Origin of the sequence: Roseibium sp. FZY0029 (genome assembly GCF_036350355.1) — a bacterium.
Taxonomy (GTDB): domain Bacteria; phylum Pseudomonadota; class Alphaproteobacteria; order Rhizobiales; family Stappiaceae; genus Roseibium.
Genome location: NZ_JAZDVZ010000008.1, coordinates 1 through 17,418, shown reverse-complemented (window position 1 = coordinate 17,418; position 17,418 = coordinate 1). Strand labels below are relative to the sequence as shown.

13 protein-coding genes and 2 pseudogenes are annotated in these 17,418 nt (G+C 59.0%); 4 read left to right on the top strand and 11 right to left on the bottom strand.

Annotated features, from left to right (window positions below; genetic code table 11):
- Window positions 1–20 precede the first annotated feature (20 nt).
- Window positions 21–818 carry a helix-turn-helix transcriptional regulator gene (locus tag V1T76_RS21350; RefSeq protein WP_330562701.1) on the top strand — a complete coding sequence of 266 codons (798 nt, stop codon included), beginning with the start codon at window positions 21–23 and terminating at the stop codon, window positions 816–818.
- Window positions 819–994: 176 nt separating this feature from the next.
- Here the strand turns inward: V1T76_RS21350 and V1T76_RS21345 are convergent, their stop codons facing one another.
- The 10 genes and pseudogenes from V1T76_RS21345 to V1T76_RS21300 form a co-directional block, all read right to left on the bottom strand.
- Window positions 995–1,573: an NAD-dependent epimerase/dehydratase family protein gene (locus V1T76_RS21345; RefSeq protein WP_330562987.1), complete on the bottom strand. Its 579-nt coding sequence runs from the start codon at window positions 1,571–1,573 to the stop codon at window positions 995–997.
- 17 nt (window positions 1,574–1,590) lie between these two features.
- Window positions 1,591–2,349, bottom strand: a pseudogene (istA, locus tag V1T76_RS21340) (IS21 family transposase); the annotation flags it as partial.
- Between the two features lie 34 nt (window positions 2,350–2,383).
- Window positions 2,384–2,689 carry a type II toxin-antitoxin system Phd/YefM family antitoxin gene (locus V1T76_RS21335; protein ID WP_330562700.1) on the bottom strand — a complete coding sequence of 102 codons (306 nt, stop codon included), beginning with the start codon at window positions 2,687–2,689 and terminating at the stop codon, window positions 2,384–2,386.
- A gap of 289 nt (window positions 2,690–2,978) precedes the next feature.
- Window positions 2,979–3,611 (bottom strand): DUF2478 domain-containing protein, encoded by a 633-nt coding sequence (locus tag V1T76_RS21330; protein ID WP_330562699.1) that lies wholly within the window; start codon window positions 3,609–3,611, stop codon window positions 2,979–2,981.
- Entirely contained in the window at window positions 3,608–5,449 is a 1,842-nt protein-coding gene (locus V1T76_RS21325) for a hypothetical protein (protein ID WP_330562698.1), read from the bottom strand. The genes V1T76_RS21330 and V1T76_RS21325 overlap by 4 nt, the downstream gene beginning before the upstream one ends.
- Entirely contained in the window at window positions 5,450–6,562 is a 1,113-nt protein-coding gene (locus V1T76_RS21320) for a P-loop NTPase (protein WP_330562697.1), read from the bottom strand.
- Between the two features lie 3 nt (window positions 6,563–6,565).
- The gene (locus tag V1T76_RS21315; RefSeq protein WP_148583185.1) at window positions 6,566–7,330 is read right to left on the bottom strand and encodes an ethylbenzene dehydrogenase-related protein; all 765 of its coding nucleotides are present in this window, start codon (window positions 7,328–7,330) and stop codon (window positions 6,566–6,568) included.
- A gap of 11 nt (window positions 7,331–7,341) precedes the next feature.
- Entirely contained in the window at window positions 7,342–8,067 is a 726-nt protein-coding gene (locus tag V1T76_RS21310) for a molecular chaperone TorD family protein (protein ID WP_330562696.1), read from the bottom strand.
- A 29-nt stretch (window positions 8,068–8,096) separates the two neighbouring features.
- Complete coding sequence (gene clrB, locus V1T76_RS21305; RefSeq protein ID WP_330562695.1) at window positions 8,097–9,077, bottom strand: chlorate reductase subunit beta; 981 nt, start codon at window positions 9,075–9,077, stop codon at window positions 8,097–8,099.
- A 27-nt stretch (window positions 9,078–9,104) separates the two neighbouring features.
- Window positions 9,105–11,837 (bottom strand): molybdopterin-dependent oxidoreductase, encoded by a 2,733-nt coding sequence (locus tag V1T76_RS21300; protein ID WP_330562694.1) that lies wholly within the window; start codon window positions 11,835–11,837, stop codon window positions 9,105–9,107.
- A 205-nt stretch (window positions 11,838–12,042) separates the two neighbouring features.
- Here V1T76_RS21300 and V1T76_RS21295 point away from each other — a divergent pair, with 205 nt between their 5' ends.
- The 3 genes from V1T76_RS21295 to V1T76_RS21285 all read left to right on the top strand — a co-directional run bounded on the left by V1T76_RS21295 (window position 12,043) and on the right by V1T76_RS21285 (window position 16,828).
- Window positions 12,043–14,418 carry an ATP-binding protein gene (locus V1T76_RS21295; protein ID WP_330562693.1) on the top strand — a complete coding sequence of 792 codons (2,376 nt, stop codon included), beginning with the start codon at window positions 12,043–12,045 and terminating at the stop codon, window positions 14,416–14,418.
- The gene (locus tag V1T76_RS21290; protein WP_330562692.1) at window positions 14,415–15,158 is read left to right on the top strand and encodes a response regulator transcription factor; all 744 of its coding nucleotides are present in this window, start codon (window positions 14,415–14,417) and stop codon (window positions 15,156–15,158) included. Before V1T76_RS21295 ends, V1T76_RS21290 begins: the two co-directional genes overlap by 4 nt.
- 461 nt (window positions 15,159–15,619) lie before the next feature.
- Entirely contained in the window at window positions 15,620–16,828 is a 1,209-nt protein-coding gene (locus V1T76_RS21285) for a multidrug effflux MFS transporter (RefSeq protein ID WP_330562691.1), read from the top strand.
- A gap of 243 nt (window positions 16,829–17,071) precedes the next feature.
- Here V1T76_RS21285 and V1T76_RS21280 read toward each other — a convergent pair.
- Window positions 17,072–17,418 (bottom strand): annotated as a pseudogene (locus V1T76_RS21280) (DDE-type integrase/transposase/recombinase); the annotation flags it as partial.

Below are 17,418 nucleotides of genomic sequence, written 5' to 3'. Positions count from 1 at the left end.
TACCCCCAAAGAGGTATGCGGTGCATCTTCCCAATTCAGCAGAGAAACTTCTCGGCGAAGCCATCGCATCCATCGGCAGAAACACGTTTGAAAACACGCTTTTTCAATGGCTCAGCCGATGCTTTCAAATAGACAACACCACCATGCTTGCCTATTTCCAGGACAGGCAGCCGGATGTGCTTTTTGCGCAATCGGTCGAAAAGCGCGTTCATGAAAAGCTTGAGAGCGACTATGTCTCCGGCATCTATCTGCTTGATCCCTTTCATGCCCTGCATGTGGAAAAGGCACCGCGCGGTCTGTACCGCCTGAAGGACATCGCTCCAGACCAGTTCCATCGAAACGAGTATTTCGCAGCTTATTACCAGCGCACGACGCTCATCGATGAAATAGGGTATGTCGCCTACCCCTCCGATGGTGTTTCGGTTCATGTCTGCCTTGGAAGAGACGCGTCTTCGGCGCGCAAGTATTCCAGCCGCGATCTTGTACTGGCGGCAGACCTGGCACCGATCGTCTGCAGCCTGATCGAGCAGCACTGGTCCGATCTTGAAGGAGGTGGCGAGTTTTCCGAAGCAGATCTCACCAGCACATTGATCACGGCGGGAGAGCAGGAACTGGACGTCAAACTCAGCCCGCGCCAGGCAGAGGTAGCGCTTTTGATCCTGCGCGGACACTCTTCGGTTTCAATCGGCCTGAGGCTGGGGATCAGCTTCCAGACGGTCAAGGTCATTCGCAAGCAGCTCTACCGCAAGTGCAATATTTCATCACAGGCAGAACTGTTTTCCTGCTTCATGCCCCTGCTCTCAAAACACGGTTCTTAGGCCCCACTCCAGCGTGTTTGCTTGACCAGGCAATCTGCAGGTCGGATTGCAAACATCCCGGTTTCCCGCTTGAAGCAGATGCGCATCCGTTCGCACCAGCGGTTATCAAATTTGCCAGTTACGCCCCAAAGCAAAGAAGGAAATGGACGGCACGAAAGCCAGCCAGCACAGGTGTATTACAGGAGGTTCTCTTGGACGGCCTGATAAACGGTTCTCACGTCTGGCCGGAAGCCGAGCCGACGTGCCAGCGATCCATCAGCGTGAAAATCCCAGGGGCTGACCAGCGGCTCGGTTGATGGCGCCATCGGTTCGCCGACCAGTTCGGCCAGTTCATAGAGTGAAGTGGGCGCATCATCGGTGATATTCACGATGCGTTTGTCCATCACGCCAGACAAGGCAAGTTTCATCGCGGTCGCGATGTCACGATGATGGATCATACTCATCCGTACGGCGGGGTGGAGGTTGAACTTTGTCGCGAGCCCGGGCAAGGACTCCAGATGCCCATCCTTGTCGCCGTAAACGAAAGAAAAGCGCTGAATGACCCAGTTGAGTCCGCTCTCGCGAAGCAGCTTTTCCGCTGCGAGTTTACTGGCAGGGTCAGCCTGTTTCGGATCAGTTGCATCGTCCTCTCGGCCGGGGTGTTCCTGCCGGGTTCCCATGCCGTATATATTGCTGGTGCTCGCCATGATGAAGCGCGCTTCGGGAGCACGCGCCCTCGCGGCCGCAACGAGATTTCTTGTTCCTTCGAGGTTGATCCTCCAGATCAGATCGATGAGACTCGCTTGGTGTATTCGACAAACCCGTCGAACGGCCTGGAGACAGGAATGAGTGCCGGAGCTTCCTCCGCCAGGAGGTCGGCTATGGTGCCTCTCATCTGACGGTGCGGCGTCTGTGCCCATAGTTCCTTGCATCGCTGCTCCAGCCAATCGTTCAGGGCTTCCAGCGATGGAAAGCGGGGCATGGGCTGCCAAAGCCGGTGCCGGGCATCCTGAACGTTCTTCTCGACCTGTCCTTTCTCCCAGCCGGAAGCCGGATTGCAGAACTCCGGCTCAAACAAATAGTGGCTGGCCATAGCCTGGAAACGGATATTGACGTCACGCTCCTTGCCTCGCCCGACCTTATCAATCGCGGTCTTCATGTTGTCGTAGATGCCGCACCCCGGCACGCCGCCGAAGACGCGGAAGATATGATTGTGGGCGTCGAACAGCATCTCATGCGTCTGTAGGAGCTAGGCCCGGACAATGAATGCGCGGCTATAGCTCAGCTTTGTATGGGCGACTTGCAGTTTGGTGCGCTCGTTGCCAATGATCGCCCAATCCTCCGACCAATCGAACTGGAAGGCTTCGCCTGGTTCGAATGCCAAGGGTACAAACGTGCCGCGACCGGTCGTCTGCAATTCCCTTTGTCGATCTTCACGCCATTCCCGAGCGAAGGCCGCCACGCAATTGTAGGATCCCTGATAGCCGAGGCTGACCAGATCCGCATGCAGCAGCTTCATCGTCCGCTTCTGCTTGCGGCTCTTTTTGGCTTCATCAAACCGTGACAGGTCCAGAATGCTTTGCCGATCAGTCATTCTTTAGGCTGTCTTCCAAAGCGGAGAGCAGATCGCCGGCATCGGCGTCGGTCAGATCCGACACATGGACAGCCTTTCTGGTATCCCTCTTGTGCTGCAGGCGTTCGAATTCCTTGGCTGAAAGCATCACGAAGCGGGATTTGCCGTGACGTTGAATGGCGACGGGTTCCTGTGCGGCGGCGGCAAGAACATCTCCGGTCTTGTTGGCCAGTTCGGTTGTGCTGAAAGCACGCATGGCAGATTCCAAGTGGGTTTTGATAAAATCAACATTTTCAAAGCCAAATAGCTGTGTTTCCAAGCATATCTCGCGGCTAAAGAATTGGCCCGAATGGCGCGGACAATGGACAGGCGGGTCTTTTGCTCAGCTTGGGCTTAGCCGACATTCGCCGGCCCAGGATGCGTTGGTAATTCTGGCCCGAAGCCGCCATTCCTTGCATCCGCGAAGCCGGGTGGCAGCCAGATGTCGGCAATGCGGACGTTCCAGACATTCGCGAAATCATGATCACCGTCCGCTTTTCAAGATGTGGCTCACGCGCAGTGATCAGGTGTGAAACTGCGGCGAAGGATGTTGACCTTTGGACAGCTTGTCACGGTGTGCTGTTGGTGGGGGGAACATTCTGGACGGTATCCAAATGAGCGCGGCTACTTGGCCAAGGGGTCTGCCGGCAGGTCAGATACCAGTTGACCAGCGTGGTTTCGCACGCTTCCAACCGCACCTGCAGTCCGGCTGAGAACTGGTCAAATGCCTCCTGGTTCAGCACGTTCACGCAGGTGAGAACAGGTACGCCAAGAGCGATGGCCTCTCCAATCACTGTGCGAAAGCCTGCGCCGGAGGCCTCTTGTTTGCCGAACTTGTTGACGATCAGCAGATCCGCATCCGGACCGAAAGATGCACCAACGCTGGCGACGGCTATCTCCAGGGCACCGCTGTCCAGCCGGCACCCGCGCGCACCAAGGCCGAGGCTTTGCGACACCCGGATCTCCGATCCGTCCGGCAGGATTCTGATGTCCATGTCGCAGCGCTGCCCGTCGCGCCTTTCGCGGTTGACCTGAACGATGCCGTACACCCGGATGCCCGCCGCGATCAGGCGATCGGCGACATTGCTTAAGACCCTGTCGCCACCACCGCGCCCCTGGGACTGGATGTATCCCAACAGGGGCGGCTGGACCTGGGGTGCCTCTGAGGTCGAGCACTTCGGTTCTCGCGTAAACGGAGTCATTTAGCGTCTCGGAACAGGATTGTCCCGCCATCGCCCGCAGCGAAATACCGGCCCGCGCCATCCACCGCGATCGCCCGCAAGCCGGCCGTTGTGCCGGTCGGGTCCATATGCCAGCGATGGCCGTCGAAACGCGCCGCTGCGCCTGCGGCTCCAACGGCCACCACGTCGGTCTCGGTCCCGGTCAGTGCCAAGAGGTCGTTGCGCGCCCGCGCAGGGGTGATATGCCATCGAGACCCGTCGAAATGGCCGATTGTGCCGGATAATCCGACAACAAAAACATCGCTCAGTGACCGCCCCCAGACGTCGAAAAGGAAATGTTCGGTTCCGGCGTTAAACTCGTCCCAGCGCTTGCCGTTCCACCGCATGACCTGGCCGAAATCCCCGACGGCCAGCAGATGCTCCGCATCCATACCCCACACGCCATAAAGCGCGCTCTTGGTGCCGGATGGCATACGCTCCCAATCCACGCCCGACCAATGCAGCACAAGCCCTTCGTCGCCGACGGCAAAGATCTGCCCGCGGCCATCGGACCACATCGACAAGAGCGTGATGTCCATGAACAGGTCGAAATGCTTGCGCCAGGCCGTGCCATCGAAATGGTGAATTTCGCCCAATTGACCCGCAGCCAGCAGTCCGCCATCCGGGGCGCGGGCCAGGTCGTGAATTCCAAGCGCGCCTGCTGGCGGCAGCGCCTCCCATTTGCCGCGATCATGGGCCAGCACGGTCCCCTCCTCGCCGCAGGCAAACAGCATGTCCTGCTCGGGATCGTGCCAGATGCCCCAAAGCTGGCGGTCGGTACCGCTCTGCATCGCGGACCAGTTCGCCGGCTCCTCGCCGGGCCGGATGGCGGGTGCGAAACAGCTCAGCGCCGCGCTGCCGCCCACCAAAAGACTGCCATAATCGCCGACCGCCATCACGTCACCTAACGGCAGGTCGACCAGGCCCAGGAGGTCGTGCCCCGTGCCGCTTTGCAGGCGGTCGATATGGTCGTCGCGTAACAGATGGATTTGTCCTGCATCCCCAAGCGCCACAAGGCCTTTGCCGGTCCGCCCCAAGGCCCGGAAGCGGCTAAACTCCGTGTCGGTGAAAAGCTTTTCGAACGTCTCACCATCCCACATGACAAGATCGCCGCGAAACCCGTTCGCCTGTATGAAATAGCGGCCTCCGGCCAGTAAAACGCGCCCGTCAGGCAAGGCCATTGCGGCAGTGAAATTGGAGCCCACCGGGCAGTCCAGTGCGTGCCATGTGCCCTCGACATCGCGTATCAGCACCGTGCCATCGCCGCCAGCGGCCATCACACGCCCATCGTCGAGGCGGATCACCGCGCGCAAATGAGCGTGCGTGCTAGCGTTCTCGACCGTCCAATCAGCCCCGTCGAAATGAAGGACCATACCGCGATCACCAACGGCCCACGCCTGACCGTCCGCGCCGCCGCAAATGGCGAACAGTGGGGTATTCTCCTCAACGGAGGCATATTTTCCGCCCGCGTCGACCACGCAGCCACGCATTTGGCTCCAGATCTCTCCGTCATGGTGCAGGATCAATCCCATCCAACCGACGGCCCACAGGTTTGCCCGATCTGTGCCCCAAAGCGCATGGATCGGCACGGGTGCCGGACAGGGCTGCCGGACCCAGTCTTCGCCATCGAAGTGGTTGATCGCCCCGTGATCGCCGACAACGAACAGGCCGGTTTCGTCGGCCCACCCATCCCAGAACACGTCGTCGGGGCCCGCTGAAAGGCCTTCAACCGAATACCAACCCGGTGCTGCCTCGGGGCGCGCCCCGAACTGGCCGAGGAAAAATCCCCGACGCGAAACCCTTTCAACTGATCCGTGCATCTATCCGTCATCCTCCGCCGGTTGCGTGGCCTGTTTAAGTCTGGCGGCCTCCTGGTTCAGTAGTTCCGAGAGCCCGACGCCTAGCGCGTCATTTTCGGGCAATGCCGCCAACGCCGCCTGCAGGTCCGCGTCGTTCAGATTTTCGGCAAACACATCTTGCATTGTTGCGGCGACCGCCTGGTGAAAACCCTCACGCCCCAGCGCGGCGACCGCTTCGATCATCGGAGCAAAGGCGCGCGCCACCGCGGTGTCGGGCATCGCGGTTACGACCGGCTCCCCGCGGTCCGATCCCAGCGCGAGATCGGGCGAAAGGGGAATTTCGGCGATCTTGTCGATGTCGAGTTGGCCCAACGCCTCGGTAACGCCCGCATCGGGAAACAGATGAAATTCTTCGTGGCAATGCGGGCATTCCACTCCGGCCATGTTCACCACGGCTCCGACAACTGGCAGGCCCCGCTCGCGGCAAAACCGCCCGGCCTTGAGGCTGTCCATTTGTGCCACTGCCTGTGGCGACGTCACCAGAACTGCCGACACGTTGCTGCCTTCAAGCATGTCGCACAGCGTGATCAGCTCGTTGCCGGTGCCCGGGGGCATGTCGACCACCAGAAAGTCCAGAGATCCCCAATCGAAGCTGCCGATGAGATGGTGGATGAAATCATGTTTGTAGGCGTCTCGCCAGACGATCGGGGTGGTGTCGTCTTCGAGCATGAAGGCCAGTGATCCGACCTCGACCGGATATGCGATCTCTGCGGCTTGGAAGCCATGGGTCTGCAATCCCGCTGGCGTGGTGCGGATCTTGGCGCCTGCAAAACCGAAAAACCGGCTTTGATTAGGCCCGTGGATATCTGCATCGGCCACGCCTACGCGAAATCCTTCTCGCGCCAGCCCGGCGGCCAGATTGGCACTGACCGTGCTTTTGCCAACCCCGCCCTTGTTGGCCAGCACGACGATGATCTGGTCGATCTCCTGCAGCCGGTTCTCGATCAGAACCTTGTTGTGATAGGGCTTGTCGAGCGTGCAGCTGTCTTCTTTCGGGCAGAACTGGCAGGCGTGGCCCAGTCCGCAATCGGTCTTGGGGCCACTTGCCTTTTCTTCAGGGGTCAGGAAATCCATGGCTTATTCCGATGCCATGTCGAGAAGGATCCAGCCGTCCGATACGCGCTTGAACCCGTCGCGCTCTTTCTCGGCTCCCTGCCAGACGGCGAAGGCCATGGGCACCATGTCCCGGTCCAGCGACACATTGTGATCGCCATCCGCCTCGATCGGGCGCGACATCACGACCGTCCATTGGTTCGGATCGCCGTCATTGTCGGAATATTGGCTTTCGCCGCTGACCGGCTGTTCGTCGAGGATCGTGGTGCTGCCGGGGCTGCCCGCCGCAAGGTTTTGCACCTCGCCCTTGTCGGAGCGCCAGTACCAGATATTCACCGGGCTGTCGGGGCCGTCGCCCATTATGTAGGATGTCTCGTCATCCCCCATGGAAAACTGCACCGCGACGCCGTCCCGGAACCGGTCAAACGCCGTTTCGGTATCTTTCGTGTCATCCACCCAGCGCAGCCGCACATAGAACCGATCCGACGTCTTGGCCAATGTCACGTTGAGATAGCTTGCCTCGGTATCGTAATTGACCCTGAGCTCCACCGATTGATGCACCGCCGGCGCCGGTAACATGGCAACGCGATATTCGGGCAGGCGCTGCCAGATGATGTCGTCCGGGTCGTTGACGTTGCGCAGGTAGATGCCGTCGGGAATGGTCGAAACTTTTACGGTTTCATAGGCCTCGATCAGTTTGATATTCGCATCTTCCACGGCTTGGGCGACAGACAGAGACGGAGTCGAAAGCATGGCCAATGCGGTCAGGGTCACGATCGTTCTTTGCATGGTGGGTCTCCTTATCCCCAGAGGTTTTGTGCCGCCGACTCGGCGGGGCCGCTGCTGGTTTTGGGCGCATCGGGGTCGTGAAACGGACCGACCCGGACCTCCAGTTCGTTGATCTGGACCGCGGCCCAGGCGCTGATGTCCTGCACGAGCTGACCGATCGTGGGGTCCAGCAACTCGACCGGATTCCGCCGCAGCAATCCGGCGACGGCCTCCAGCGTTGGACCGAGATGGCGGCACAGGAAATCGCGCTGCGCACGGCGATAGCCCGAGGCATCCTTGCCCTTGGCCAGCGCGGTCGCCTCGAAGTGGCAAAGCACCGCCATCAGTTCCAGCATGCTGGCAAGATGATCGGGCTCGTCGGTCTTGCCTTCGTCGCCGGTCGCCGCCTTCAAGCCGAAATGTCTGTAGAAGGCCGCAACATTCAGCATGAAGGAGGGCCGGGTCAGGCCCGCGAGAATGTGCTCATGCTCTCCGGCCAGCAGGGCGGCAACAGGCTTGCCCCGATCACCGTGCAGGAAGGCGGTGATATAGCCCGCCTCGAAACTGGCGAAATCCGGCGAGACGGGCATGGCGGGCCAGGGCGCACCGGTCGTATCCGCCCAGGCGTCGCTGAAGGCCTCGTGAAACTGCCCCGAAGCCACGGCGTCGAAAAACTCCTTGGACGGATGCCCGAAGGCCAGCGCCGCCAGGCGCCAGATGCGTTCCTTCGCCCGTGCCCTTTGCGGGCTGTCGCCCATCGGAGGGCGTGATGATACCGCGACCGACATCAGCTTAGCTTGAACATTTCGGCGTGACGATAGCCGATCAGCGTGTCCATCAACTCGCTCTCGCCGCCCTCGGCCTTCTTAGCGCGTTCGGCGGTGATCGTTTCCAGTGCCGCGCTGACCCCGTCACCGAACAGGCTTTCGAGATAGTCCAGCGGAACGCGGGATTCGGCGGTTGCGCCTCCGGCCTCGTCGATTTTCGGCGGCGACAGGGGCGGCACGTAGAAGACGTTGGGTTGTGTCCCCATCTCGGGGTAGAGCGGCAAGGCGACTTTGTATTTGTCTACCAGCGTGTGGATCGGCCCGTCCTTGTCGTCGCGATAGCCAATCCAGCGGATCCGGCCGACGCATTGCTTGGCACAGGCGGTTGGCAGGCCCTTCTCGATGCGCGGATAGCAGAAGATGCATTTCTCGGATTTCGAGATCTGCTCGTTGAAATAGACCTTCTTGTAGGGGCAGGCTGAGACGCAATAGCGATATCCACGGCAGCGCTCCTGGTCGATCAGGACGATGCCGTCTTCCTGACGCTTGTAGATCGCGTTGCGCGAACAGGCGGCCAGACAGGCTGGATTTGCGCAGTGATTGCACAGCCTCGGCAGGTAGAAATAGTATGAGTTCGGATAGTCGCCCTCACCCTCGTCCTCGTCCCAGTTCGCCCCCCATGTCGGTTTGACATTGGGGCGCAGCCACGGGTCCGTGCCGGTCATAAGGGCTTCTTCGTAATTGTACTCCCAGGGAATGCCATAGTCCTCGGCGCTGGGTTCTTTTCCCAGGCGTAAAGCGCCCTCCTCGTCGAACCCGCCGCCCATCTCGTGAAAGTTCTTCGGATATCCGGTGCCGGGCCTGGTCTCGACATTGTTCCAGTACATGTATTCCCGACCGTTGCGGTTGGTCCATTGCAGTTTGCACGCGGATGTACACGTGTGGCACCCGATGCATTTGTTCAAATCCAGAACCATGCTCAGCTGACGTTTCACGGCCATGTCTTATTCCTCCCTCTCACGCGGCTCTTAAGCCGGCTCCACGTCAACGCCGCTTTCATGCGCGAGCTGGTTTGCATTCCATTTGAAAAGCTTGAAGCCCAGGTGCCCCCATCCGCCCGCCAGTTCCAAAGGCTGGATCAGCGTGGCCATGGTGTTGTTCATCGGCTTCCACTGTTCGTATTGATGCGGCTCCCACCCGTGCTCCATCATGATCGAGGTTAGCGGCAGGCTGGGATAGAACTTAGCCTGCGCGAAAAACTCGCCCGCGCTGTTGAAAACCCGCACCTTCGAGCCGTCCGTGATGCCCTTTTGCGCCGCCAGTTTCGGGTTGATGTAGATGTTGGGTTCGCCCCGCTGCAGCCGCAGCATGAACTTGTTCGACCGCCAGTTGGAATGGATGCCCCATCGCGTGTGCGGCGAGTAGTAGTTCAGCGGGAAGTTCGATGCTTCACTGCCGGCGTGATGCCGCGCGGTGGGCACCATCGCGCCCAGCTTCTCGAATGTCGGGTGGTCGCAATAGAAGGTAACACGCCCCGTGAGGGTGTCGTACGGCTTCTTGTTCTCGGTCTGTGCCACGAACGGGCGATAGGGTTCGTCCACCGGGATCGGCTGGTTGTTGCCCCCCTTGGCATTCATCACGATAAAGCCCCGTTCGGCGGCCTCTTCCAGAGAGACGCCGCCCATTTCGGGGCTGTTGTCCACGAGCCACTTGGTGGCGTCGTAGTCGGTCAGGAGCGTTTGGTTCATGGTGTAGTCGTCATGGATCGTATGCAGATCGCGGGTGACGTCGCCATCCTGGTATCCCTCGATCCCGCGGGCGATGGCCCGCTCCTGGATCTTGCGGGTCAGCAACTCCATGATGTCCCAGTCCGGCTTCGCTTCGCCGATCGGTTCGACTGGCCTGGAGAACACGTTGATGAAGCGGTGGAAGCCGACCCCGCGCAGATCCCAGGCCTCGTAGTGGCTGGCGGCGGGCAACAGGTAGTCGGCCCACTGCGCCGTGCTGTCCATGCGCACGTTGATGTCGACAAAAAGCTCCTCGACCTCTTCAAGGATGCGCTCGCGGTACTTGTCGACGAACTTGTTGCGCCGGAATTTGTTGTCCGCGATCGAGATCAGCCCCTTCATATCGCCGTTGTAGGGCATCCACCCTTCGCCGATACTCTCGTTGATCATCTCTTCCATTTCGTCGATGTTGAACCCGACGCGCTCTTTCAGCTTGTCCGCGTCGTAATATTTGCGCGCGTGTTCGATCATGTGGCCGCGCTGGAATTCGCCCAGACCGCCGGGCTCCAGCCTTGGTAGCTTTTCGAACCCGTAAAGCGCCAGTTGCAGCCATGCGCTATGGTTCCAGTCGACCCAGGAGGTGTCCATCCCGCCGGTCTTGCCGCCATGCCCGGTCAGCGCCAGCATCAGCGCCTGCGCCCAACCGGTGTAGATGCCGTTGGAATAGCGCCCGACATTGAAGCCCAGCATCAGGATCGCCTTTTTCGCCTTGGAAAAATGACGTGCCTCGCCCCGCACGGTGTCGGCGGCGATGCCGGTGGTTTTCGCCGTGGATTCGGGCGTGTAATTCGCCGCTTCGGCGCGAACTTTTTCAAAGACCGTGGTGACCTCGATCCCCTCGACCGTGAAGGTGCCTTCTAGCGCCGGATCGACGCCATCAAGCGCGATGGTCTTCTCCTCCGACGCCATCGTGCCCCTGAGCATCACGGGGGCACCGGTGTTCAGGTCCCAGTGATAGAAGTTCTGGTCCGAGCCGCCATCGACCAGGTCGGCTTCGCGCAGCAGCTTGCCGTTATCGGTGCGGACCAGAACCGGTAGGTCGGTCTGTTCCTTGACAAAATCGGGTTTGTAGAGGCCCTCCTCGATGATCACATTGACCATCGACATTGCCAGGAACGGGTCTGTGCCCTGTTTGATCGGCATCCACAGATCGGAGTGGATCGACGACGGGTTGTAATCCGGCGCCACCGAGACGATGCGGGCGCCGTTATACTTGGCCTCCCACAGGTAATGCGCGTCGGGGATCCGTGTCACACTGGGGTTCAACATCGACATCATGATATAGTCGGCGTCGAACCAGCCATCCGAGGTGAAGCTTTCCAGCGGGTTGCCATAGGCCAGATGCGCGCCGGTGTTCAGGTCGCCCACATCGGTGAAGATATCCAGCTGCACGCCGCCGACCAGTGAGGCAAAACGATAGGGCGCCGCGAACCGGACCATCGACTGGCTGCCCGACCCGGTATGGGTCATCAGCTTTCCGGGTCCGTATTTCTCGAAGATGTCGATCACCTTGTCGGCAATCTCTTCGGTGATATCGTCCCACTCCATGCGCTGCCATTTGCCCTCGCCGCGCTCGCCCACCCGTTTCATGGGGTAGCGCAGGCGATCGGCCTCATACATGGCTGCGGAATGGATCGAGCCCTTCTGACAGCCGCGGGGGTTGGCGTCGGGGACGTTGGGGTTGATTTGCGGATACTTCGCCAACTGCTCCTCGCGGATGACGATGCCGTCCTTGACGTAAATATCAAAAGCGCAATTGCCGATGCAGTTGATGCAATGCGCCGCCTTGCCGATCTTGTCCCAGGTGAATTCCCGGCGATAGAGATCTTCCCAATCGCGATAGGGATATTCCTCGGCCAGAGTATCTCCGATGGGTTCAAGCCTGTTCAAGGACCATGCCTTGTTCGCGGCCAAAACGCCGGCACCGGCAAGTGATGACGTTTTCAGGAACTCACGACGCTTCATGCGCAGCATGTTCATCCTCCCTATGTCTACGCGCCCAGTTCTGTGGGTTGATTATTGAAAGACAGGATAGAGGAGGAGCCGCCGCCAAAGGCTGCAAAGTTGTTACTGGATGTAAACGAGATGTAAACAAACAACGTCGCGGGTTTGCGAAAACAGGATTTAGTGGTCTTATTGCGATCAAGCGTTGCTTCTTGGGGAGGGCCTACGGGTCAAGATGCAGATGCCGACAGACATGCAAGCAGACACGCCGCCCGGATTCGGACGCAACAGTAGTAACGATGCGCTGACAGACTTTCTGCAACAGCGCCTCGACCGCTTGGTCGATCAATCCATCGAAATCGCCAAATCAAACGGCTACGCGCCCTTCACCACGACGATCCGCGCCGCATGGGTCGAGGCGATTGTCAGTGTCACCAATGCCCTTGGGACGTATCTTGCCAGCAGCGACGATGCGCCGAACGGTCCTATCGCGACGCTTGATTATGCGTCGGATCCACGATTTTCCCGCATGCGCCTCATCGCCCGGATGCATCGATCTCAAGGCATCACGCTCCAGATGTATCTCGGCTTGTTCAAGCACTTCCGAAACCTCTACGTGTCTGAACTTACCCGGTTACCCGGCGGCGTGACCGCCCGGGAAGCGTCCCGTGTTCGTGATTTCTTCGACCACTGCGAGCTCAGTATCAGCGCGGACTGGCACGACAACAACGACAACCGGCGCCTACGTGAACTGCAGGAGCGTTCCCGCGCCATCACGCTGGACAAGGACCGGTATTTCGCCGTTTTTGAAAGCCTGAGGAATGCTGCATTTCTTCTGGATCACGGGGGCAATCTGGTGAATGCGAACCAGGCGGCGGCGGGATTGTTTCTTGGCCGCGACGCGCAGGCTGGCGATATCATCTACCTTCGTTCCATGCGGCGTCGTAAAAGTTCGCTGCAGGCGGTGATCGACAAGATCATGGAAAACACCGAAGCGTCGGAAGACCCGGTTTGGCTGGACACGCTGGACGGGCCGCGCTGTTTCGATGTCCGCACTCGCACACTGCACGATGCGGTAGAGAATACCGCACTGGGTCATGTGGTCCTGTTGAACGACGTCACTGCGCACATGCGCGATGCAGAGGAAGCCAAGCAGTCAGAGCGCGGTATGTCACGGTTTCTGGCAACGATGAGCCACGAAATACGCACCCCCCTGCACAGTGTGCTGGGCGCAGTTGAACTTTTGCGCACTGCGGATCAAGCCACTTCGGAAACCTTCCTCGACGTGATCGAAGGCGCGGGGAAGGCTTTGCTGCAGACCCTCAACAACGTGCTGAATTACTCAAAATTCGAAAATGATCCGCCCGTGCCGCGCCCGACAGACACGGATCTGTTCGAAGAAATTCGTGTCTACAGCCGGATAGCCATCATCGGTCGAAACGTTGCCCGGACACCGCTTGAATTCGACATTGGCGTCGATGTTCCAAAATCGGCGTATGTCGACTGGGGCATGATCCAGCAGGTTCTAAGCAATTTGGTGTCGAATGCGCAAAAGGCGGATAACGGCGAAGGGGTCGCCGTTGCGATCCGGCGCATTGCAGCCGAAGCTGGCAGGGAAGCTCTGCGTTTCGAGGTACGCGATCATGGGCCGGGCTTGCCAGAGCATGCCGCGACAGCCCTGTTCCGGCCCTTCGAGAACACCACCGCGCGCGATACCGGCAATGGCGGCTCAGGTTTGGGATTGGCGATCTCGCACCATCTGGTCGACGCCATGGCGGGCCGGATCGGGTATGAAAACCTCGAGAAGGGCGCATTGGTGTGGTTCGAAGTGCCGCTTTTCCATGCCGAAACCCTGGATCCGACCGGCCCGCGATCTCAGAGCCACACGACCGGCAAATTGCCGAACGCACAGTCCTGCATGCTGGTCGATGACGACCCTATCGGCGCCAATGTGACTGCCCACCAATTGGAACGTATCGGACTGAAGGTCACCCGCGCTGCATCCGTCAAGGAGGCAAAGCATCATGCGGCTGAAGCCGAGTTTGACGTCTATGTGGTCGATTACCTTTTGCCCGATGGCGATGGTCCGACACTGATTCAATATCTGCAAGAGCGGACAAGCCGGCAGGCCAAGTTCCTGGCGTTAACGGCCAATGTCGATGCGCTGGTCGGGCGATCGACAGGATTTGACGAGGTTCTCGCCAAACCGGCCGGTCAGGTCAGCCTTTCGTCGGCCATTTTCGGATTGGGTCCGCGAAGCTTTTCAACCGGTCCGGCAGGCCAAGAGGAACCCGAGAGTCTGCAGGGTCTCGCGCCCGGAACCGTCCAAGCGATGATCGACGTGTTCGCATCCAACTGGTCGGACTTTCGCCGGCAATTGCGGGCCGCCGATACCCCACGGCGTGTGCTGACATTGTCCGCGCACCGGCTTGCCGGTAGTAGCGCGATCCTGGCGTTGCCGGAATTGGAATCCGCCCTGCGCAATCTCGAAGCCGACGGCAACGACAAAGACAAGCCCGTCGATCTGGCTGCACATCGTTCTCTGCTCGACCGGGATCTGGCGGAAATTCCGTCCTGGCGACGGCTGAATGCGGCATGGGCTGCGGAATGACCAGCCCCACGCATCAGGTCCGCCCACGGTCAGAGGCCAAGAGAGCCTCTGTTCTTTGCATCGATGACGACCCGATTGTGCAACTGATGCTCGAGGATATCATCGCCGGCGCCGGTGCCGACTTTGTCATTGTCGGATCAGCGCGCGAGGCCGAAGACGTCCTGGCAGACACCCATTTCGATCTGGTCCTGCTCGACCGGCGCCTGCCGGACAGTGACGGCCTTTTGTTGCTGAACGCGATCAAAAGCGGAAGTGACTGCCCGGTCATAATTCTCAGCACGATGGATGAATCGCGAGACAAGATTCTCGGGATCGGCCTCGGCGCCACCGAATATGTGACCAAACCGTTTAATACACTTGAACTGAGCAGCCGAATAAAGCAATTGCTGATAGCTCATTCCAATGAATACACCCCAGGTGAGTACGGTGTTTTCGAGATCGCCGGTATGACATTCGACCCGCGCAGCCGCAGGCTCGATACCGACGGCCACCATCTTATTCTGGCACCTGCCGAAACGCGACTGCTGCATACCCTCCTGTTGAACGAAGGACAGATGCAAACGCGGGATCAGTTGTCACAATTCGCCTGCGGGCGCAATTGGTCCCCGGGCGATCGCACCATCGACGTGCTGATAAACCGCCTTCGCGGCCGTATCCGTTCGCTCCCGGTTGAGATCGTGACGGTTCATCGCGCGGGTTATATCCTTGTTGCCAAAGGTAAAGAGGCCCCGGAGAAATAGCCGGATTCGGCAGACAACGCGTAATTTTCAGCGCGCGAACACCGCAAAGCGGTCATTCATTGCATTTGCGAAGACGGGTGGCAGCCAGTGGCGTAAGCATCCGGTGTGGACCGCAGAATAGCACGGACGTCCAGTCTGATGCATCTTTCGAGCCTGGCGCGATAGGCAATGCTAGATGGGAGGCGGAACAAGACCTGCACGGAATCCCGGGCGATGCTCGAACGGAATGTGAACATCGTGCTGCGCCAGGCTTGCAATGACAACATGCAAGAATTGGCTGTTGCCCCACCCTTGGTTGCCTTTTACTTATTTCATCATGAGTGTTGATTTGGTTTCTTTCGTAGTAGGAAGGCGCATGGGCAGGGTGGCGTAGCCACCCGGCGGAAAGCACCCATGCGCTGTAAGCAAGGCCCCTCTAACGGGCCTTTTATTGTGCCCGGACCTCTCTCTGCAAAATACTATTGCCAGCCAATATGCCAAAATCTTCACCCGCTCCGCACCTGTCCACGTTGATCCTGCTGTCAGCGCTTGGCATTCTTCCAGTTAATATCTTTTTGCCGTCGCTAAGCGACATGGCGATGGAATTCGCCGTGGACTATGGTGTCATCGGCCTCGCATTGGCCGTTTACGCAACTGTCTCGGCAGGTCTCCAAACCATTATGGGGCCGATGTCAGACAGGTTCGGTCGCCGTCCCGTAATCCTGTGGGGCTTGGGAATCTTCATGGTTGCCACGCTGGGATGTGCCACTGCTCCTGACATTTGGACTTTTCTCGCTTGTAGAATGGTCCAGGCTGTTATCGTGCCAACATATGCGATGGCTCTTGCCATCGTTCGGGATACGACCAGCAAGGAGCAAGCCGCCAGCAAGATCGGCTATATTGCAATGGCGTGGGCCATAGCGCCCATGCTTGACCCGAGTTTCGGCGGAATACTTGATGAGGCATTCGGGTGGCGCGCCAGCTTCTGGTTTCTCGCCTTGTCCGGCGCTGTGGTATTAGTGCTGTGCTGGGTCGATCTTGTTGAGACCAACCGGGAACCGTCAAACACGATTGCTGAACAACTCCAGGCGTATCCCGAACTGTTTAAGTCACGTCGCTTTTGGGCCTATGCCTTGTGCATGGCGTTTTCGATTGGTGCGTTCTACGCTTTTTTGACTGGCGCCCCTCTAGCTGCTGGATCTGCATCGGAGCTGTCTCCAGGCGTGCTCGGCATCTACATGGGATCGATCACTGGGGGCTTCATGATCGGAAGCTATCTAGCTGGGCGTTTCGCGGGCAGGTTTCCGTTGACGACCACCTTAATAGCTGGCCGGACAATTGCCTGCATGGGCCTGCTACTCGGTCTGGTCCTATATTTCTTCGTTGTCGATCATCTGATGGCGCTGTTCGGTCCATGCATGTTTGTCGGTGTTTATAACGGTCTTACCATGCCGAGTGCGAATGCGGGCGCGATTTCGGTTCGGCCGAAGCTGACAGGTAGTGCCGCAGGTTTGGCAAGCGCTATCGCGGTTCTGGGTGGGGCCATTATGTCAACGATAACGGGTGCCGTTCTAACGACTGAAAACGCCCGCTTGGGGCTCCTGCTCGTCATGCTGAGTTCTGCCACGATAGCACTTACTGCTGCTCTGTGTGCCCGTCATTTCGAACGCACCCATGAGCATGGTCATTAGCCACCAGGGCTGTTTCCCTTCGGCTATTGCATGCCATAGATGCGTTGTACTCTTATCGTTTGCCCTCAGCACAGGATTTCGATCAGAACTTGTTCTGCCCCTAGATAGGTTTCAGAAGCACTCAATTCCGATCCGGAGCAGGCGCTGCATGTCCTTGTTTGAACGGATCTCGATGCAGGTTGCCGGGGCTAGTGGCAACTTTCGCCGACGGGCAGCTTTCTTCCATTTTGGGACAGCCTTTGAGGCTTCGATAACATTATCAATTCCGAAGATCATCGCAAGCAGATCGTTCTGTTCGCGGACGCTTCACTGACCGTCAAAGTCGAAGCCCTTCTTGAGCCACAGCGTGGCTTCAAAACCGGCGATAGATTTTCTGGCTGAATTGAACGAGCGGAACCCGCCGGCCGTCGGCATGTTCTTCTTCAACCTGAAATGATCGCACTCAATGCCTTGTTGCAAATGCTTGGTCACATAGTGCACCGGATCCGGAGCAAGCAGGCCGCCGTCAACCGCCTCTCCGATGGCCGGAGGAAAAGTGCCGGCACCATCGGTGCCGATTTTGCCCGGTGACAGCAGCGGGGCATCCTGCA

Excerpts from the sequence above, each read along its gene's own strand:
- V1T76_RS21330 (WP_330562699.1), bottom strand. The coding sequence starts at position 3,611 with ATGACTCCGTTTACGCGAGAACCGAAGTGCTCGACCTCAGAGGCACCC.
- V1T76_RS21325 (WP_330562698.1), bottom strand. The coding sequence starts at position 5,449 with ATGCACGGATCAGTTGAAAGGGTTTCGCGTCGGGGATTTTTCCTCGGC.
- V1T76_RS21320 (WP_330562697.1), bottom strand. The coding sequence starts at position 6,562 with ATGGATTTCCTGACCCCTGAAGAAAAGGCAAGTGGCCCCAAGACCGAT.
- V1T76_RS21315 (WP_148583185.1), bottom strand. The coding sequence starts at position 7,330 with ATGCAAAGAACGATCGTGACCCTGACCGCATTGGCCATGCTTTCGACT.
- V1T76_RS21310 (WP_330562696.1), bottom strand. The coding sequence starts at position 8,067 with ATGGGCGACAGCCCGCAAAGGGCACGGGCGAAGGAACGCATCTGGCGC.
- clrB (WP_330562695.1), bottom strand. The coding sequence starts at position 9,077 with ATGGCCGTGAAACGTCAGCTGAGCATGGTTCTGGATTTGAACAAATGC.
- V1T76_RS21300 (WP_330562694.1), bottom strand. The coding sequence starts at position 11,837 with ATGCTGCGCATGAAGCGTCGTGAGTTCCTGAAAACGTCATCACTTGCC.
- V1T76_RS21295 (WP_330562693.1), top strand. The coding sequence starts at position 12,043 with ATGCAGATGCCGACAGACATGCAAGCAGACACGCCGCCCGGATTCGGA.
- V1T76_RS21290 (WP_330562692.1), top strand. The coding sequence starts at position 14,415 with ATGACCAGCCCCACGCATCAGGTCCGCCCACGGTCAGAGGCCAAGAGA.